This is a genomic window from Arthrobacter sp. alpha11c (genome assembly GCF_054149985.1).
Map to the genome: position 1 here is coordinate 979,093 of NZ_CP196747.1, position 17,694 is coordinate 996,786.

General features: G+C 61.0%; 15 protein-coding genes. 2 read left to right on the plus strand and 13 right to left on the minus strand.

Going from position 1 to position 17,694, the window contains the following annotated elements:
- Nucleotides 1–182: 182 nt before the first annotated feature.
- The 4 genes from ACTAQJ_RS04515 to ACTAQJ_RS04530 all read right to left on the minus strand — a co-directional run bounded on the left by ACTAQJ_RS04515 (nucleotide 183) and on the right by ACTAQJ_RS04530 (nucleotide 5,788).
- Nucleotides 183–1,883, minus strand: coding sequence for a flavin-containing monooxygenase (locus tag ACTAQJ_RS04515; protein WP_498701023.1), 1,701 nt, complete (start codon nucleotides 1,881–1,883; stop codon nucleotides 183–185).
- Nucleotides 1,884–2,042: 159 nt separating this feature from the next.
- Nucleotides 2,043–3,191 (minus strand): FAS1-like dehydratase domain-containing protein, encoded by a 1,149-nt coding sequence (locus ACTAQJ_RS04520; RefSeq protein WP_498701025.1) that lies wholly within the window; start codon nucleotides 3,189–3,191, stop codon nucleotides 2,043–2,045.
- Complete coding sequence (locus ACTAQJ_RS04525; protein ID WP_498701028.1) at nucleotides 3,188–5,314, minus strand: acetate--CoA ligase family protein; 2,127 nt, start codon at nucleotides 5,312–5,314, stop codon at nucleotides 3,188–3,190. The genes ACTAQJ_RS04520 and ACTAQJ_RS04525 overlap by 4 nt, the downstream gene beginning before the upstream one ends.
- Nucleotides 5,315–5,788 (minus strand): VOC family protein, encoded by a 474-nt coding sequence (locus ACTAQJ_RS04530; protein ID WP_498701031.1) that lies wholly within the window; start codon nucleotides 5,786–5,788, stop codon nucleotides 5,315–5,317. It abuts the gene before it with no gap.
- Between the two features lie 226 nt (nucleotides 5,789–6,014).
- On the opposite strand from ACTAQJ_RS04530, the gene ACTAQJ_RS04535 reads away from it, so the two are divergent.
- Nucleotides 6,015–6,836: an IclR family transcriptional regulator gene (locus tag ACTAQJ_RS04535; protein WP_477517192.1), complete on the plus strand. Its 822-nt coding sequence runs from the start codon at nucleotides 6,015–6,017 to the stop codon at nucleotides 6,834–6,836.
- Here the strand turns inward: ACTAQJ_RS04535 and ACTAQJ_RS04540 are convergent.
- From ACTAQJ_RS04540 to ACTAQJ_RS04550, 3 genes are all read right to left on the minus strand, one after another.
- Complete coding sequence (locus tag ACTAQJ_RS04540) at nucleotides 6,822–8,387, minus strand: CocE/NonD family hydrolase (protein ID WP_498701033.1); 1,566 nt, start codon at nucleotides 8,385–8,387, stop codon at nucleotides 6,822–6,824. The genes ACTAQJ_RS04535 and ACTAQJ_RS04540 overlap by 15 nt on opposite strands.
- 47 nt (nucleotides 8,388–8,434) lie before the next feature.
- The gene (locus ACTAQJ_RS04545) at nucleotides 8,435–9,691 is read right to left on the minus strand and encodes a M24 family metallopeptidase (protein ID WP_498701035.1); all 1,257 of its coding nucleotides are present in this window, start codon (nucleotides 9,689–9,691) and stop codon (nucleotides 8,435–8,437) included.
- Between the two features lie 154 nt (nucleotides 9,692–9,845).
- Nucleotides 9,846–10,586, minus strand: a complete 741-nt coding sequence (locus tag ACTAQJ_RS04550) for a crotonase/enoyl-CoA hydratase family protein (protein ID WP_498701038.1) — start codon at nucleotides 10,584–10,586, stop codon at nucleotides 9,846–9,848.
- 257 nt (nucleotides 10,587–10,843) lie between these two features.
- Between ACTAQJ_RS04550 and ACTAQJ_RS04555 the strand changes: the two genes are divergently transcribed.
- Nucleotides 10,844–11,719, plus strand: coding sequence for an isocitrate lyase/PEP mutase family protein (locus ACTAQJ_RS04555; protein ID WP_498701040.1), 876 nt, complete (start codon nucleotides 10,844–10,846; stop codon nucleotides 11,717–11,719).
- Between the two features lie 71 nt (nucleotides 11,720–11,790).
- Here ACTAQJ_RS04555 and ACTAQJ_RS04560 read toward each other — a convergent pair whose 3' ends face one another.
- From ACTAQJ_RS04560 to ACTAQJ_RS04585, 6 genes are all read right to left on the minus strand, one after another.
- On the minus strand, nucleotides 11,791–12,606 hold the full coding sequence (locus tag ACTAQJ_RS04560; protein WP_230116537.1) for an enoyl-CoA hydratase/isomerase family protein: 816 nt from the start codon (nucleotides 12,604–12,606) through the stop codon (nucleotides 11,791–11,793).
- Between the two features lie 204 nt (nucleotides 12,607–12,810).
- The gene (locus ACTAQJ_RS04565) at nucleotides 12,811–14,427 is read right to left on the minus strand and encodes an FAD-dependent monooxygenase (RefSeq protein ID WP_498701041.1); all 1,617 of its coding nucleotides are present in this window, start codon (nucleotides 14,425–14,427) and stop codon (nucleotides 12,811–12,813) included.
- A complete protein-coding gene (locus ACTAQJ_RS04570) occupies nucleotides 14,424–15,344 on the minus strand; it encodes an SDR family NAD(P)-dependent oxidoreductase (protein WP_498701042.1) in 921 nt (306 codons plus the stop codon). Before ACTAQJ_RS04570 ends, ACTAQJ_RS04565 begins: the two co-directional genes overlap by 4 nt.
- Nucleotides 15,337–15,921 carry a nuclear transport factor 2 family protein gene (locus ACTAQJ_RS04575; protein WP_498701044.1) on the minus strand — a complete coding sequence of 195 codons (585 nt, stop codon included), beginning with the start codon at nucleotides 15,919–15,921 and terminating at the stop codon, nucleotides 15,337–15,339. Before ACTAQJ_RS04575 ends, ACTAQJ_RS04570 begins: the two co-directional genes overlap by 8 nt.
- A gap of 4 nt (nucleotides 15,922–15,925) precedes the next feature.
- Nucleotides 15,926–16,669 carry an NADPH-dependent F420 reductase gene (locus ACTAQJ_RS04580; RefSeq protein WP_498701045.1) on the minus strand — a complete coding sequence of 248 codons (744 nt, stop codon included), beginning with the start codon at nucleotides 16,667–16,669 and terminating at the stop codon, nucleotides 15,926–15,928.
- 74 nt (nucleotides 16,670–16,743) lie between these two features.
- On the minus strand, nucleotides 16,744–17,667 hold the full coding sequence (locus ACTAQJ_RS04585; RefSeq protein WP_498701046.1) for an SDR family NAD(P)-dependent oxidoreductase: 924 nt from the start codon (nucleotides 17,665–17,667) through the stop codon (nucleotides 16,744–16,746).
- Nucleotides 17,668–17,694: the final 27 nt, after the last annotated feature.

Sequence of the window (17,694 nt, forward strand, 5' to 3'; positions counted from 1 at the left end):
TTTGCCCACCATCAACGCTATGAGCGGATGGGGCTGCAACGGCATGGCCATCGGCGCCAACAAGGAAGGAAACTGCGCCAAGATATGTCCTTGGCGAACACTGTCCGCAGGGACAAAAAGGCTCCCCGGAAGCCTGAACTGGATGACCAGTCCGGCTTCCGGGGAGCCCGTTGGCTGTCTATCTACTTTGCTGAGAGAACCGCGTCGCGGCTCCGGCTTTCATTCCCGGTTTGTCCTGCATTACCAGGTGCGAAGGCCTTCGAAAACACGAAGCCGCGGTAGTCATCGGAGACAACTTCCTGGACCTTTTTGACGTACTTGTCGAAGCCGCCGGCATACGGAATGAAATAGCGCGAGCCGTCGTATTTGTTGACGTGGACCATGTAGTTGTCCACGGCCCGGCGCAGGAGCGGCTCCGCGATCTCATTGCAGTGCTCGCCCCACTCCCGCTCTGCCTCAAGGCTGGCCTCAATGCGGACAGCGCCCTTCTTTTCGGCGTGAGCAATCATGTCCGCCACAAAATCAACGTGTTGGTTGTTCCCCACGAAGAAGTTTGCAAGCACACTGGGGCTCTGCGGGCCGGTAAGCATGAACAGGTTGGGGAATCCATGCGTCATGACCCCCAAATGGGTCTGCGGCTTATGGTTCCACCGGTCGCTGGGCTGTTGGCCGTGCTCATTGCGGACGTTGGCCTGGTCCAGGGCTCCCGTAAAGGCCTCGAAGCCGAGGGCAAAAACGATGAGATCAACCTCGTACTCATTGTTCCGGGTCTTGATCCCGGTCTTGGTGATGCGCTCCACCGGATCACTTCTCAAGTCAACCAGACTGACGTTGCTTTGATTGAAGATCGAGTAGTACCCGGTGTCGATGCAGAGGCGCCGTATGCCGATTGGGTAGGAGGTTGGCATCAGCTTCTCCGCGGTCTCCGGATCATCGATCATGTCGCGGATCTTGCCGCGGACAAATTCCGCAACGACATTATTAACGTCGATGTTCGTCCCCTGGTCCGAGAAAGTTCCGAGCAAAGTCTGGCCCCCGAACGCCCATCTGGACTCGAGAATCTGCTGTTGCTGTTCCTCAGAGAAGTCTGAAGCCTTGCCCGCAAAGCCCTGCATGACGTAGCCAACTGGGGAATTGTATGACTCATCACGCAGTTGCAGGACTTTCTTGTTGAGCCGGGCCTTCTTCCTCCTATCCGCTGGGCCGTTGTGTGCAGGGATCGAGTAGTTCGGGGTCCTCTGCAGTACATAGAGTTTGCCGGCAGTCTTGGCAATCTCAGTCGCGGCCTGCACGCCTGAAGAGCCCGTTCCTATGACTGCGACGCGCTTGCCGGCGAACTCGACCGGGGTTTGGGGCCAATGGCCGGTTTGATGCCATTCACCTTGGAAATCATCCAGGCCCGGGAAGTCCGGCTTCCGCGGTTTTGACAGCTGTCCGGTCGCCATGACCAGGTAGCGGGCCCAAACTGTCCGGCCCGTATTGGTCTTGATCAAGTATTTGTTCTCATGCGGCTGCCACTCAGCCGACGTCACCCAGGTGCTTAGCGAAAGGTTTCGGCGCACATCGAGGCGGTCCGCAACGTAGTTCAGGTAGCGGAGAATTTCGGGTTGCGCTGCGTACCGTTCGCTCCAGTCCCATCCCGCGTAAAGTTCGGGATCAAACATGAAGGAGTAGCTGTGACTCTCCAAGTCCACGCGGGCACCCGGGTAGGCATTGTGATACCAGACGCCCCCGACGCCGTCTGCTCCCTCAAAGCCGTGGACGTCGTGCCCCAGATCAGCAAAACGGTGGAGGGCGTAGATGCCCCCCATGCCGGCGCCGATCACGACGACGGAATATTCCTCAGTCCCGTCTGCCTGATTTCGTACGTTTGAAAAGCCCACCGGATCTCCTTTGATGTCAGTGCGTCGGCTTCTTTGCCGATCCTCGTTCACAAATAACGGTTCACAAATAACGCTAAGAGCCGCTGGGGCAGGACCGGCATGGCAATGGACGCCAATATGGCGGGAAAATGCGTCAGCCAGTCATCCACCCGGTTAGCGTCAACTCGTGCGGGTCTCGGCCAAGGCGACGATCGCTACGGCGCTCGTGGTCTCCACACCTAACTGGTTAATGGCCTTCAGTGTGAGTTCAGCGCATGCTCCATGGGTCTCATCGCGGAACACGCGCGTGACCTCGCCTCCGATCCACTGGGTATCACCGAAGACACCCGGCTGCTTAATGCGGACCGAAAGCGACACAAGATCCGCGTCGTCGCCCATCCAGTTGGTCACGCAGTGCGACATCCACGACACGCGCTGGTTGCCGTTGTCGTACGCGCCCGGCATACCGATCGCATGCGCCATGGCAGCGTCCTGGTGTCCCAAGCTCGGGAAGGGCTCGGAGAGGAAGTGCTCGGGACCGAGGTTCGTCGGCGCGTTTGGGTCGCCGTTCCTCACTCGCTCCTGCTGGCGCACTCGGGTCTCGACGCCGCGGTAGCCGGCGGTACCGATTGCGCCCGCGTAGTACGCAGTCATGGTGATGAGGTCGAGCGGACCCTTGACCACCTGCGGCACGACATCGCCGACGGATACCGTCTCAGCAAAACGCGTGCGCTGACCGCGGATCTCCTCAGCAAGGATCGCGGCTCGGATCTGGTCCTTCTCCTCGTCCGTGTAGACATGGGGGTCTCGCGGTTCGTGCATCCGCTGGGCCTTGGAACTTCGAGCCACGCAGACGATCGTGTTACGGACGATCCCGACCAGCTCTTCGCCGACGAAGTAATCGGTGCGCCCCACCTGCTCCACGAGGCGGCCCGACCGGCGGCCAACCCGTTCGCGTACGTCCTCGACGAAGGCGCGGGCCCGCACCCGCTCCCCCAGCCGGATCGGCCGGCGTAAGTCGAGGTCGGCACCAAGATGAATGGCCTGGAGGCCCTCTGACATGCCCATTGCGACTTCGGCGTCACACACAGAGTAGAGGAAGGTGGGGGGTGCAATCCGGGTACCGTGCCGCGTTGTCTGCGCGTACGAGTCGGATAGCCACAGCGGGTTCTCGTCGCCGATCCCCCACGCGTAGTGGCGGATCGAGTCGGTGCTGGCCTCCTCGTTCCATTGCACAATAACGGCTGACTCACCGATGAAGCTCTTCATGTACGCGACATCTTCATCGGTGATCTGCTTTGCCGGTACGGCGGTAGCTGCGCTGGTCATGTTGTTGGTCCTATCGAGGTGGTGTGGACTGAGACGACAGCATCGACGACCGTGACGGTTGCTGTCGCCGGGTCCGCAAGGATGGGATTGAATTCGAACTCGTGGATGTTCCCGTGCCGTTCGGCCCAGGCAACTATGTCGATCACACTGCTCGTAAGGGCCTCGAGGGTCTTCCCACCGGCCTCACCGCGAAGGCTGGTGGCCACAACGCGCGCGTGAGAGATGGCTTGCCGGACCTCCGACCGGGACACCGGGAGCGGAAGGATACTTATATCGTCGATTGCCTCAGTCATCCCGCCGCCGGCGCCGATGACGAGGACCGGACCAAATTCGGGATCGCGTCGAAGCCCCAGGAGGACTTCGGTCTTCCCTGGTGCCATCGCCTGGACAGAGATCGTCGCGGCCTCCCCCTGGAGGGATGCGAGCTGGGTGGCTGCCGCACGCGCGCTGTCGGCGTCGTTGACGCCGATGAAAACGCCGCCGGCGTCTGCCTTGTGCAGGATCTCGGCGTCGTCAATTTTGATCGCCACTGGGAAGCCGATCTCCTCGGCAGCCTGGACAACGCCGTCGACATCACGGACGGCGCGGCTGGCGGGCACAGGGACACCGGATTCCGCCAAGGATTCAGCCACCTCACGCCACGTCAGGTTGGACGTCCCGTCAGTCGTCGTCGTCTTGAGGGCCCTCCCCACGAGATCTCCGCGGTTGGCACGGGTTCTTTGGACGTGGGCCCATGAAGATGCGGCCGCGATGGCATCCAGCGCACGCCCCGCTGTAGGCAGGGAAAGCACTCCTGCTTTGCGCAGGATCCCGGCCTGGGCGGCCGTGACCCGGTCGTCCTCGGACAACGGGACCACCATGACGCGCACTCCCGCCGGGATGCTCATCCCGGCGATACCGGCCGCCAACTCATCGAAATCGTGCGCGAGCCGGGTCGCCGTCACGATAACCCAACCGTCCGACGTCGTGGCGAAGACCCGTTCAAGGATGCGCAGGTAGTCGGCAGTGGATGACTGGACTCCGACGTCGATGGGGTTGCCGAGGTGATTGCTGCCAACCGCATCGCCGATTGATTGGAGCGCATCTGGTTCAAGATCCCGGAAAGTCAGGCCGCGGTCATCGGCCAGGTCGTTCCAGAGCCCCACCTGGGCGCCGGAAGTCGTGACGACCGTCAGTTCCTGGTCACCGCCGGAGAGCCGTCCATGGAAGACGTCGAACGTCTCGGTCAAATCAAGGAGTTGCTCAGGCGAGGTACACACCATTCCGAAACGGTGGCGCAGGACGCTCAGAGCGACACGGCCGCTGCCCGCCAGCTTCCCGGTATGCGACTGGGCGCTCATCGCGCCGCGGGTGGACCGTCCCAGTTTCAGGACGATGACCGGGATTCCGCGGTCCCCCGCAGCGGTTGCAGCGGCTTCGAGGTCGTCGTTTGCGCTGAAGCTCTCGACGATGCAGGTGAGGACATGCGTGTCCGGATCAGCGCCCAACCACTGCGCCCAGTCGGTAAAGCCCGTAGAAATCTCGTTTCCTGAGCTGGCCCATGCACTCAAGCCGCTCGCGCCGCGTGCGGAAAGGGACTGCATGAGCGCGTTTCCCAGTCCGCCGCTTTGGCTGAACATCGCCACGTGACCTGCCGGAATCGCACTACGCTGCAGGACCGAGGAGAACGTTGCGGTCAGTGACCGGCCCACGTGCATAAAGCCGATGCAGTTGGGGCCGATAAGTCGGGTGGTGCCCTTGGCCAATTCTGCACGGAGCAACTCGTCGCGGTCGTGCCTGCCGGTCTCACCGAAGCCGGCAGCGAAGGCCACCGCGAAAGGGACGCCGAGCGCCACGCACTCGCGAAGATCCTCGATGACCCTGTCGGCCGGTCCCACGAGGACGGCAACGTCGGGCACCTCGGGGAGGTCGGAGAGGCTCTCCACGGTGGGTACACCAAGCACTTCCTTGTGCACGCTGCTGACTGCGTAATACCGCCCCTCGAAGCCGAGCCGGGCAAGGTAATCCAGTGTCCGTCCTGAGGTCTTCCATGCGTCCCGGGAGGGGCCAACCACCGCCACACTCTCTGCCTTCAGAGGGTTATCGATGCGCACCGGGCTCAAAACGGCCTTGCTATCCAACATTTACATTCCTCCAGTACGTCGGATGGTCCCCGGCCTGCGGCGGGCGGGGACTTCTATTGCCTCGACCACGACGCCGAGATCACGTTCGGTATCGAAGTAGGCAAATCCGCCGTCGCCGCCCTGGCCATAGCCACGCGCGGTTTGTGTAACCCGATATCCGGACCCTTCCATGAGTGTGATCGCGTCATCCAAGCTGTCCACGAAGACGCCCAAGTGGTGCAGGCCGGTGCGCCCCTGTTCGGTGAACTCGTGATAAATACTTGGACCGGCCAATGGCTGGATGAGCTCGATCTGGGGATTGGACCCGCCCATGGCGAGCTTCATGGCAAAAGCGCCTTCCTCGGCGCCAAAGCGTGACCAGGGCATGAACTCCTGGTCATAGCTGTAACAAGTCCACTCGTCGATGCCGAAGGCTCGGCCGTACAAGTCGATGGCCTCGTCCAGGTCCGGCACGAGGATCCCTATCTGCCCCACTTTTCCTATAGGAGCAGAAGCTACGAACTGAACAGATTCCGCTCCCGCAGCGGGCCTGGCAGCGTCGCCATCCCGCTCAAACTCTCTTGATGTGATAGTTGCATTCATAATGTAATAACTACGCTAGCTTTCTAGTTGCTGTCAACGGATAAAATGCTGTCCCCGGGTACCGACTCCTTCTCATGGCGCTGTAGCTCTCCTTTCGCCATGTGCGTATGATTTCCGCATGGCAAGTACAACTAAGGCAGTCGACAAACCGTCCCCCGACAGCGAAGCTCCGAAGGACCTGGTGCAGTCGGTTGCCCGTGCCCTGAACATCGTTGATGTCGTTGCGGCGTCGAAGGAGCCCATGCGGGCCCAGTCCATCGCGAGCGCAGTAAACCTGCACATTGCGACGACCTCCCATTTGCTGGCGACGCTTGTACATGCCGGTTACCTGGAGCGTAACGAGCGCACCTACAAACTCGCCGCCGGGAAAATCCTGGATCTTAGTTCGCGCGTGGAAGACGACTGGCGTCCCTCGCCCCTGGCGCTGCGTCTCTTGAAGATGGTGGTTGATGCTACCGGCGAAAGCGCCTACCTTTCCGCGTGGCAAGGCGGCACTGTCACTGTGGTCGCCGTTGAGGAGGGCAGCCACGCGGTTCGGGTAGCGGATCTTAGGGTTGGCGTTTCCGGCGACATTCATGCTCGCGCCTCAGGCAAGGCCCTCCTCGCCTTCGGTCCGGAATCACAACTGGAACGGATCCGGTCCGTAGACGGTGAACTCACGCGGCGAACCGAGCATACGATCACTACCCTTCCTGAATTCTTGGCCGATCTTGAGGTGACCAGATCGCGTGGTTACGCACTGGACCACCAGGAATACGTCCTGGGTGTCTGCGGCATGGCAGTTCCTCTCTTCGAAGGCTCGCAACGCCCCCGCACTGCTCTGACGATTACGGTCCCGCTTCATCGATTTACCAACGAGGAGCACTTCCAGGTGTGCCTCGATGCCCTGATGGAAGCCCGTCGCCTCGACGAAGAAGAAGGAGACTCAACCCAGCCGTAGTACGTCAAGTTCCAGTACCGCCCCCCCTTCCCCATGAAAAACTTCCAGGGACGTCCGGGGGCCGTCCTCCAACCGTGGAAAATCTGAGCTGGCAAGGTAAGCGCACAAGCGGGTTCCTTTCGAAAGCCGGATCGCGGTGGATCCAAGATCCACCGTGATTGGCTTCCCGCTTCCACCGTCCCCACTGCTGTATGAGGACCCCTCGCAGAGCAGCTCCGAGGAGCCGTTGTCATCCAGTGTTGCCAGCTTGATGACCACAGGCGTGGGACCAGTGGCCGCCACCTTGAGCCTGCAGGTGACCGTCCCCAGGATCTCGACGTCTTCGAACAGTGGATCTGAAACGAAGGTCTGCACGTCGTGGCGCCCACTCAATGCGTCCACCATTCGCGGACCTGAATTCGCGCCCACCTTGTAGCCCGGGAAGAATGTTCGCCCGCCGATCGTCGGTACGGGCGGCTCCAGCGACAGCACGCCGTAGGTACCCGCACTCGTTTCAGCACGGTCCGGCGTGCTGGAGCGTAATTGAAGCCGCATTCGGCGGGCGTCATCCGGTGGCCAGCTTGAGAAGCATCGCCATTCATCAGCTCCCATGGAGAAAACACTGACGGGGTGGTCAGCGCGGTTTCGGCCGTCGCGTATTTCCTCCAGCCAACCGAGTTGAAGGGAGGTCGGGTCCAAGCTGTCAAACGATGATGCAGGACCGAAGAAGCGCGCCGGGAACCAGCCGCCCATGAGACCGTGCGCCCAGGGCCCTATCAAGAGGCGATCATGGAGATTCCGCGCACCCATGGCCTCTCGTCGGACAAAACTGGCAACCGTTCCTGGAAGGAAAATGTCGAACCAGCCTCCGATGACAAACGCCGGCACCACAACGTGCCCAGCCAGCTCCGGATCCACCAGCGAACGGCTACGATCCCGCCAGTCGCGCAGGTACGGCGCGAATTCCCCCGCCTCGTCGATGAGTTGGTGAAAAGTACGGATTTTCCCCTCTGCGACGCTCCGCTCCAGGCCTGCGATCCGCGGACGGTTTTTTTCATCCATACCGGCGCTTGCGAGGAGAATCGAAACCCAGTGTGCAAGGAATCCCAACACGACGTTGTCGTCCTCGTAAAGCCAACCGGAATGGACGTCGTCGGCGGTCACAGCGGGAACAATGCCAATGAGGCCTTCAGGATTCTTCGCCGCCGCCAACCACTGGCTGATACCTACGTATGACCCGCCCACCATGCCCACTTTGCCGTCGGACCACGGCTGCCCGCGCACCCACTGGATGGTGTCCACACCATCATTGCCTTCATTCACAAAAGGAACGAAGTCGCCCTCGCTTCGAAACCGGCCCCGTACATCCTGAACCACCACCGCCCAGCCGCTTTCCACGGCGCGCAGGACGTTAATCCACGTGTTGGCGTGCGCGGGGTCATCCTTGCAGTAGGGCGTTCGTATCAGAACTGTGGAGCGCGGTTCCCCATCACTTGGCCGATACACATCTCCAGAGAGGATAACGCCGTCGCGCATTGCGACAGGGACGTGCTTCTCAACTATCAGGGTCATGGCAACCTTCGGTGTTTCGCTTTCGCAATCGGTCTGGCCGGGGATAATCACCCGGCAGTTTGGACCATGTCCAGGCGCGGGTAGTGGTCAAGCAGTTCCGCGCCATTTGCCGTCACGACAACGAGATTCTCAAGACGTACGCCTCCGACGCGGTGTTGCCCTTCGATACCTTCGATGGCAATGACCATGCCTTCCTGGATCTCCTCAGGATGGTCAAGCGACCACGAGCGCGTAATGGTGGGCGGGTTGTAGTGGATTGCCCGGGACCCTGCGTTGACCAGGCCGATCCCGTGACCCAGTTCGATGCTGAAACATTCCGCCTCGGACGGAAAGCCAAGATCTTCCGCCGGTGCGAGTACGGAGGCCACGTCAGCTGTGCTCGCGCCGGGTTTCATGAGCGACATCGCCAGATCCAAACGGTCCGTCAGCTTTGCATAGGACGAGCGCTCGGCTGAGGTCGGGGCGCGGCCCACGACGTATTGGCGGTAGAGACACGCGGTGTATCCCATGTAGGAAGTTCCGCAGGTGAGGAGGTAGGCGAGATCGCCATGCTCAACGATGCGGTCTCCACCGCTGATCCCGCGGGGGAACGACAGTGGTCCGGAGAGCAGACGGGCGGCTCCCACTTCCGCGCCGGCATCTTCAATGGCGCGACGGGCCATCAAAGCGATCTGGGCCTGCTTGGTTCCGGGCCGCAATGCGGCCCGCGTAGCCTCAAACCCTGCAGTGCTCAAACTCGCCGCCATCGAGATGCAGGAGATTTCATCAGCGGTCTTGATCGTTGAGCATTCGAGCAAGAGAGGGAGCCCCGGAATTGTTTGGATACCCGCATCGGCCAGGGCATTCATACCGGGCTCATCAATCTCGCTGACGGCCAACTGCTCGCCCTGGAGAGATCGTGATGCAAGTTCATCGCGGATCTGGGCTGCGAAAACGGCCGACAGTTCGGCAATTGCAGAACCGGGTGCCACACCGCCGAGCCAAGAGATGGCTGGGCGCCACTGTGTGATCCATGGAGCCTGGTCGGGCATTTGCTGGAGGGATCCCGCTGGCGCGAACACGATTGGTTCCTCATCTGCGAAAAACAATGCATAGCCCACCTGGAGCGAGAATTCTCCCCACCAAAAGCCCGTCAGATAACGCACATTGTCCGCGCCCGTGAGCAGCAGCGCAGGTATGCCCTTGGAGCGCATCAGTGCCCGCATACGGTCAGCGCGCTCTCGGCGCATCCGCTCGAGATCAACGCCTACGTGCAGTTCTGTTCGCGCCGGTCCGAAGTGCAATTTCTGGTGATTTTCGGGCATCGCTTGCCTTGGCCTTTCGTGTTTATGGATGTCAGTGCTGCGGCATTTCAACCGAACTTTGCTCTGAAATAACGCTAAGAGGGGGCGGCCCCTGAGCGACACGGCATAGGACGCCAATGACGTAGGAAGCCACGCCAGACTTCCATTTGTTTACTCAGCGGCTATCGCTGCCCTGCGCAGCGACTGCCCACGCGGGGTCGCGCCGTTCCACAAAGGCCAGGGCACCCTCACGCGCTTCCGGTCCGCTTCGCAACGGAGCAACGATTTCTTCCTGGGCAGCGAAGCGCGCCTCCGCTGCTGCATACCGCGACTCCGAAATTATGCGTTTGGCAGTCTTCATTGCAACGGGTCCGTTGAGCTGGATTTTCCCGGCGAGTTCCAGTGCTGTGTCGAGTGCTTTGCCCGGCTCCGTCAGCCTGTTGATGAGGCCGAGCTCGGCGAGGCGGGCCGCAGTGATCGGCTCTCCCAGCAGCGCCAGCTCCATCGCGATGTGATACGGCATACGGTCCGGTAGGCGGAGTAGCCCGCCGCCTGCGGCGATCAGTCCCCGCTTTACCTCAGGAAGGGCAAACGAGGCCGTTGAGCTGGCCACGATCAAATCGCATGCGAGCGCAAGCTCAAATCCCCCTGCGTAGGCGTAGCCTTCGACGGCGGCAATGACGGGTTTCACGGGCGGCCGACGGGTGATGCCGGCGAAACCACGTCCTTCAAGGACCGGGACGTCTCCCGCTGCAACCGATACGAGGTCAGCGCCTGCCGAGAAGTATCCGCCAGCGCCGGTGAGGATGGCGACACTTGCAGAATCATCGGCGTCGAACGCATCGAACGCAGCTGCAAGCGCCAGTGCTGTGGGGCGGTCAATGGCATTTCGCTTGTGCGGACGGGTGATCGTCATGATGCGAACTCCCCCGGAGTTGCTGACGTGAACGCTTGGCTCACTCTGTTTGTTGCTTGCTCCCGCTTGAGGCTGGGTTTGTTGCATCGTTCATCCTTTGGGTCGTCATGATGGGAAGAGAGCTGCGGATTGCTGATCTCGCTATTTCAAATGGTGAATGTTACTACCGTGATATGATAGTAACATTGCTACTTTCCACGAGGATTTCTTCTTTCTCGTGCTAGCCACAATTTCGGACGGAATGAAGGGAAATAACCATGAAACCCGCGCAAAGACTCCGGGAACTGCTCGCGGATTCCAAAATGATCATCGCGCCGGGAGCCTACGATGCACTCTCAGCGAAGTTGATTGAGCAAGCCGGCTTCGATGTCGTGCTTATCGCCGGGGGCACTTACTCCAACTTCCACTACGGGGTGCCGGATAACGGTTTTATCTCCCAGGGAGAACTCATCGAGGCCGGCAGGCGCATCACCGCAGTTACAGACCTGCCACTCATTCTCGACTTTGATGATGCAGGAGGATCACCCCTTCAAGCGTTCCGTGGCGTCCAACTTGCCGAGCAAGCCGGCGTCGCAGCCCTGCTGGTCGAAGACATGGTGCCTGCAACGAAGCACTTTTGGACACCCAGAGACGGCGGGGAGCGCTGGAAGCCGCAACTCAAACTTCGAACCGTCGAGGAGATGAGTGACATCATCCGTGCCTGCGTGGAAGCCCGGACGTCCCCGGATATGGTGATCGTGGCCCGATCGGATGCCAGCCGCTTTGGCTTCGACAACCTCGCTGAACGCATGGCTGCCTATTCTGCTGCCGGCGCAGACATGCTCTATCCGTGCGGCTACCCCCTTCTCGACTTGCCCAAGCTCTCAGAAGTCGTCCCAGGCAAGTACGTCATGGTGACCGTAAAGAATCCCACCCTGGAAGAGCGCCAAGAACTCGAAGACGCCGGTGTAAAGATGCTGCTGGTCATCAACACAGTGAACGGTGCCGTAGCGGGCTTTCGCGAGAATCTGTCCCTCCTCGCGCGTGGTGAGTTGCTCGAGGGCGAAGCAGAAGGCGGCGCTTACATACCCATCATGGAAGCAATCGATGCGGCAGCCTGGGCCCGCAAGGCCCGCCACTTCGGTTATTCCTGACAGTTTGTTGCAAGTGATTCACGAGCAGAAAGCGCCGACGACATCTCAAGTCGTCGGCGCTTTCATTTGCGTCAGGCCGGAGTTTTTACACCCGCGGCCAGCTCCGGTCCCGTGAGCGGAGTCGGATTCCAGCCTTCGCCCATGGCAACAAGACCTTCGGTCATCATTCCGTGGCTGACCGCGTCATTCATGGTCTTTTTGAGCTCGTTCACCATCAGCATCCGCGTGGAACGCAGCGTCAGCGTAGGCTTCGCGGCAAGCATTCGGGCAAGTTCATATGCCCTGGTGACTACCTGATCCTTGGGCACGACTTCGTTTACGGCGCCCCATTCGTATGCCTGCTGCGCAGTGATCTCCTGGCCGGTGAGGTGGAAGTACCGGCCCCGGTTCAGGCCGATGACCAGCGGCCAGATGATCTGCATGCCGTCGCCGGGAATGTTTCCCTGGGAGAAATGTGCATGATCGGCGAACACGGCATCCTCGGAAGCGATGACGATGTCGCACAACAGCGCCTGCTCATTGTGATACCTCGCCGGACCGTTTACTGCGGCAATCATGGGAACCTCGATGTCGAGGTGGCCGAGCACAAGGCGCTTGGCGTCGTGATGAAGGCCTAGCCAGATCTCAGGGGTTACCCAGTTCTTGTTATCAATCGGGGCTTCCTTGTCGATGAAGGTGTCGCCCGCTCCGGTGATGATGACAACGCGGTTCCCCCGGTCCCTGCTGATGTCATCCCAGAGCGATGAAACATTGTCATGGACTCCCACACCCCAGACGACGTCGCTTCCATCCGTATGGAACGTGACCAGCAGAATGCCATCCTCGTCACGTTCCAATTTGATGTGCTGGTACTTGTCCTTGTAATCATCAAACGTTATCCACGCCATCGTGAATCTCCTTATTTCTGTGATTGAGCGATGAGTTTGCGGCTACACGATTACTTGCTTAGCCACTGTCAAACTCTCGTAATACGAACCTAATATACAAATAGCGCGAGTTCTCAATAGTGGGAATTGAAAAATGCGCCTCAGGAATTGCGCGGTCACCCTGTCATTGATCTCCCGGCGGTGGCAGGTCGAGTTCTGCATGGATCATCGTGGTGACCGCCCGGCGTAGGCGAGCAGGGCTTCGTCCACGGCACCGGGGTCCTCGCTGTCCAGGCGGCCAAGCACGTGGCCGTCCGGCCGCACAAGGATGGCTTCGTCCCCGTTGACACGGTAGGCGGCTGCCCACTCGGCCTCGGCAGCGACGAAGTCCCCTGAGGGCCCGAACGTCACCGAACGGTGAGGAATGCCGTGGGCGTTTGCGCGTCGCACGGCCGCCCTTGCTGGCTCGGAACCGGAGCGGGCCAGGATGGTGAGCTCGCGTCCGAACAAATCAAGCGTTGAGACAGTCTCCTCGGCGTTGAGCCAGACATGCGGGGCGCGTTCACCCACGGCAGCAGTTGGGATGAAGGTTCCCACCGGCCAGCCGGCATCGGGCGATGTGGGTCCTGCTACTGCTCCACGGTCGTAGCGGAATCCAATGTCCAGGCCGGGGTGTAAAAAGTTTTCCGGCCGGAAGGAGCGAGGGCCTTCATCGGCGTTGCCCACAATGGATCGGAAGTTGCGGACGGCTTCAGCCAAATTGAACACTGCCACCGGCCGCCGCTCCACTTCATAGGTGGCCAGGAGGGCAGGATCAGCCCAGCCCTTGAGGACTGCTGCCAGCTTCCAGGCGATGTTATGGACGTCCTGAATGCCGGTGTTTTGGTTGAAGCCGCCGTAAGGAGGCATGACGTGCACCGCGTCTCCGGCAAGCAGGATCCGGCCCGACTGGTAGCTGTCAGCGACCCAAGCGCCCACAGTCCAGGTCCGGGCGTCCATTAATTCCACCGACTCGTGAGGATCGCCGATCGCATCCCGGATTTGCGTTGTCCAGTCAATGTCTTCGAAGGGCACCCTGTCCATGACCAGTGGGCGGCCCAGCATCGCGACCCGATCGGTCGCGTCCACGGGAGCGATCACGACAGCCCCGATCGTGTCCGGATTATCGAGATAGATAAAGCTGGACGGATCGCCCGTGCGCCGCTGGATAACAGGCGAACGGAACAGCACGCTCACCGCCGTCTGCAGGTCCTGATCGCCCGTAGTCCCGATCCCCAGGGCAGTGCGCACCTGACTGGCGGCGCCGTCGGCCGCGATGACATATTTTGCGGCAACGTCCACAGAGCCATCATCATCGGCTATGGACACGAGGACTTCTGTCCCTGTGTCCTTTACCGTCGACACCGTCCTCCCGAACTCGATCGTGACCGTGTCCTCTGCCTGGGCCGCGTCAACGAGGATGGGCTCAAGGGCGTCCTGTGAGCACAGCACCACGTCCAGGGTCTCCGGACCGAGGCTGGTATCGGCGGGGCCGTCAGCACCGCTGCTGGTGACTACAGAACGCCACGGTGATACGGCATCGCTTCCCAGCAGGCGCCGTGGTCCGCCAGGAAGCGCCGCAGCCCGTACTTCTTCCGTGAGACCGAGTTCGCGGAAAACCTCCATGGTGCGGCAACTGACCGCACGGGACCTGGGGTGGCGCGAGCGCTCGGTTCGTCGCTCGACAACGAGTGTGTCCACGCCGAACCGTCCCAGGAGGATCGCCGCCGAAAGTCCCACCGGACCAGCTCCGATAATCAGGACGTCGACGCTGCGCCTCGCGGGTTCATTCCGCTCGTTCACTGGCTGACTCCTGCAAACTCCGTCAGTTCTGGCTCCGTGATGCGGGAATCCATGTACGTCAGTTGGCCGCACGGCTGCATCCTGGCGCGCAGCACGTCATCGAACGCAGCGCTGACATCAAGGGGCGTCCATGACTCGCGGGTGAGGGCGGAGTCGACGACGGCCGGGTGCGAAAGCAGCATGAGGTCATGCCCGTTCGCAAAACGGACCACCTGGCCGTTTACTCCCTTGCTGAGGTCGGACAGGAGATAAAGCACCACTGGAGCGTTTGTGGACGGCGGCGGCGCGATGGGGTTTCCGCCGAAGAACTTCGTGTACGCCTCGGTGCCGGCCGTCATCATCGGTGTGTCGGCGTGGGGTGCCATGGCGTTTACCCGGATGTCTCCACCTTCCGCGCCGAACTCGGTTGCCCAGGCGAAAGTCAACGAGGCGATCGCCGCCTTGGCTGCAGCATAGGCACTCATCATCCGAAGACCCACAACCGCGCCCGACGTCACGTTGATGATCGATCCCCGTCCGTCCATGGCGGCAAGACCATGGACTGACATGAAGTAGGTACCACAGACGTTAATGTCCACGTGACGGCGGATGTGCTCCTGGGTCTCCTGCCCGGCAGTCACCGTCTCCAAGTAGCCGGCGTTGTTTACCAGGCCATCAAGTTTCCCAAAGCGCTCTACGGCAGTGGCGACAAGCCGCTGGCAACTGTCCCAGTCGGTGACGTCGGCACCGACCGCCAACGCTTCGCCGCCCTCCCGAATGATTGACTCCGCCACAGCCGCGGCACTTTCGGCATTAATGTCGGAGACGACGACGTGGGCACCTTCCGCTGCGGCGGCGCGTGCATACGCCTCGCCGAGGCCGCGACCGGCGCCGGTAATGAGAATGTGCTTTCCAGCGAGGATTCGATCGCTAGTCATTGAGATGCTCCTTTGCATTCATGGTCTGGACAGGGGATGTACTTCCCCAATCCGTGGCATAGGTCGGGTCGTGGGGATAGCGGTCGCCGAAATTGGACGTGGGTGGGATGCCGAACAGTTCGGCTACGTCCGCTTCCGGACCGAGCCGTTGAGCCCCGTCCCAAACACAAGTCCTCGCGAGCACCTTCCACTGGCCTTGGCGCCGCTCACAGAGATCCCGGTAACGGCCAAAAAGCAGATCGGTAGGGCCGCTGTCAGCCGGCACGGTCCGATAGATAAACGCGGTTTCGCGCTTGGCCTGGTTGCCATTGATTTCAATGAGCATGTTGGTGACGTAGTGGCTGGCCTTGTGGGAGGACTCCCGCCTCATGGAATACGCCCAGTCACAGAAGTCATGGGACAGACCCACGTACATCCCATGATCCTCAGTCGCCTCAGGCCAGTAAGTGGACTTCATGAGGTCAAGTTCCTTGCGGTCCATGCCCCGGCAATAGCGAATCATGTTCTCGTTCAGCTCCTGATTGGCAACCAGGACACGCAGTTTGTCCGCTGCAGCTCGTATACGGCGAATTGTCACGGGTTTAGCTGTAGATGGCCCGGTTGAGCCGGACGATGTACTCTGCGCTAACATCCGAATAGTTCGGGAAGCGTTCGGTAATGGCCGTCAGCACGATGTCCCGTCGCTGTGGGATCCGGGCCTTTTCGGCGGCAGCCAGGGCGTTGGGTATCTTGTGGCGCGTAAGGTCGGTGCAGTAGCCGGGCGCTCCGGGCTGCTGACGCCAGGAGTCCGCCAGGGATCCGGCGTCGACCGCGTCAAACCCGGTCTCCTCGACGAGAGCCATGGCTACCGCCTTGTCACGATCGCTGTCCGCTGCCACTGGAATGGCGATCCGTTCGGCATCGCCCGCTTCGCGTCCCTTCTCCTCGAAGGAACCCGCTGTGATGGCGTTCCAGGCCTTGGCAACCGGGCGCCCGAGCTGCTCGGTAATCCAAACACTTTCGACCATCCCGTCTTCCAGGGCTTCCACCCGCCCATCGCGCAGGGGGTAGTAGTTGGACGTATCGACGATGACGGCGTTGGCCGGGAGGTCGGCGATAAGGGTTTTGACCTCTGGCATCCGGCTGAGCGGGATGGACGTGATGAGGACATCGACGTCGGTGGCGACGCCGCTGGCCTCTACGGGCCTGGCTCCCGACGCCACAATGTCCGAACTGATGGTTTCGGGGCCGCGGGAATTCGCGACCTTCACATCATGGCCCGCTCCACTGAGTTTGCGGGCGAGGGTTGCGCCGATTGATCCTGCTCCTAGAATGCCGATCTTCATGAGAATCCTTGTCTTGTTTGTGAGCCGGTTCTGGCCTTGATCTTGCGTCTACGTGGTGGTTGATGCCGCGACCGTCACCGAGATACATCCGCTGCGTCGACCGGGAGCACCGTGTCCAATTCGGGTGCCAAGTACACCATTTGGTCACGGAACGACTCACTCGCGTTGCGGAATGCCCGCAGCTCCCCGTCCTTCATGAGCGCCTCCCCGCTGTCGGCCCAACTCTCGGGCGTAGGTGATTCGACCCTCATTCGTGGCATGCCGGCAATCGCCACGCGACCGGCAGCGACTCCGGCAATCTCGAACGTTTCGCCGAAGACTGTCGTGTCCTGGTGCGCCAGCCACGTCACGAAAGCAGACACAGAGCTCGCCGGAACGTTGGTTCGCATGGCGTCCTTGACGACGGGATTGGGGAAGGCGTCCTCCGTCATCGGTGTCAAGGCAACCGGCATCAGGGTGGTGACTTGAACTCCCACCTCACGAGCCTCGGCCGCGAGGGTGATACCAAGACCCCAGATCGCGGCCTTGGCAGCGTTGTAGGCCGAGTCGGTCGGCACACCCATGACCCCGTTCGAGGAGATGTTGATCAGCCGGCCACTGCCCGAGGCAATGAGATGCGGCATGGCAGCACGCGAGACTCCGACCACGCCCTTGACGGCCACATCGAAGATGCGCCACCACGTCTCGGGCTCCATCTCCCAGAACCGGCCGAAAGCGTTGATTCCGGCGTTGTTCACCACGATGTCGAGCTGCCCAAAGGAGTTCAGTGCCGTCTGGACTATGTCAGACGCATTGGTGACGACGTTATTGCTGTCAACCACTGCGATGCCGCCGGCTTCGGCAATTTCGGCCACGGCTTCGTCGGCGTTCGCCACGTTGACGTCGTTGACGACCACCCGCGCCCCGCGGGAGGCAAGCATCTTTGCATGCTCGCGGCCCATTCCCTGTCCTGCGCCCGTGACAATTGCCACCCGGCCCTTGAAATCAAGATCGTTCATTTTTCAGTTACTCCATTTCTTGTGGAA

Coding starts and splice junctions, on each gene's coding strand:
- ACTAQJ_RS04580 (WP_498701045.1), bottom strand. CDS start 16,669: ATGAAGATCGGCATTCTAGGAGCAGGATCAATCGGCGCAACCCTCGCC.
- ACTAQJ_RS04540 (WP_498701033.1), bottom strand. CDS start 8,387: ATGACCCTGATAGTTGAGAAGCACGTCCCTGTCGCAATGCGCGACGGC.
- ACTAQJ_RS04585 (WP_498701046.1), bottom strand. CDS start 17,667: ATGAACGATCTTGATTTCAAGGGCCGGGTGGCAATTGTCACGGGCGCA.
- ACTAQJ_RS04535 (WP_477517192.1), top strand. CDS start 6,015: ATGGCAAGTACAACTAAGGCAGTCGACAAACCGTCCCCCGACAGCGAA.
- ACTAQJ_RS04555 (WP_498701040.1), top strand. CDS start 10,844: ATGAAACCCGCGCAAAGACTCCGGGAACTGCTCGCGGATTCCAAAATG.
- ACTAQJ_RS04560 (WP_230116537.1), bottom strand. CDS start 12,606: ATGGCGTGGATAACGTTTGATGATTACAAGGACAAGTACCAGCACATC.
- ACTAQJ_RS04525 (WP_498701028.1), bottom strand. CDS start 5,314: ATGTTGGATAGCAAGGCCGTTTTGAGCCCGGTGCGCATCGATAACCCT.
- ACTAQJ_RS04545 (WP_498701035.1), bottom strand. CDS start 9,691: ATGCCCGAAAATCACCAGAAATTGCACTTCGGACCGGCGCGAACAGAA.
- ACTAQJ_RS04570 (WP_498701042.1), bottom strand. CDS start 15,344: ATGACTAGCGATCGAATCCTCGCTGGAAAGCACATTCTCATTACCGGC.
- ACTAQJ_RS04520 (WP_498701025.1), bottom strand. CDS start 3,191: ATGACCAGCGCAGCTACCGCCGTACCGGCAAAGCAGATCACCGATGAA.
- ACTAQJ_RS04550 (WP_498701038.1), bottom strand. CDS start 10,586: ATGACGATCACCCGTCCGCACAAGCGAAATGCCATTGACCGCCCCACA.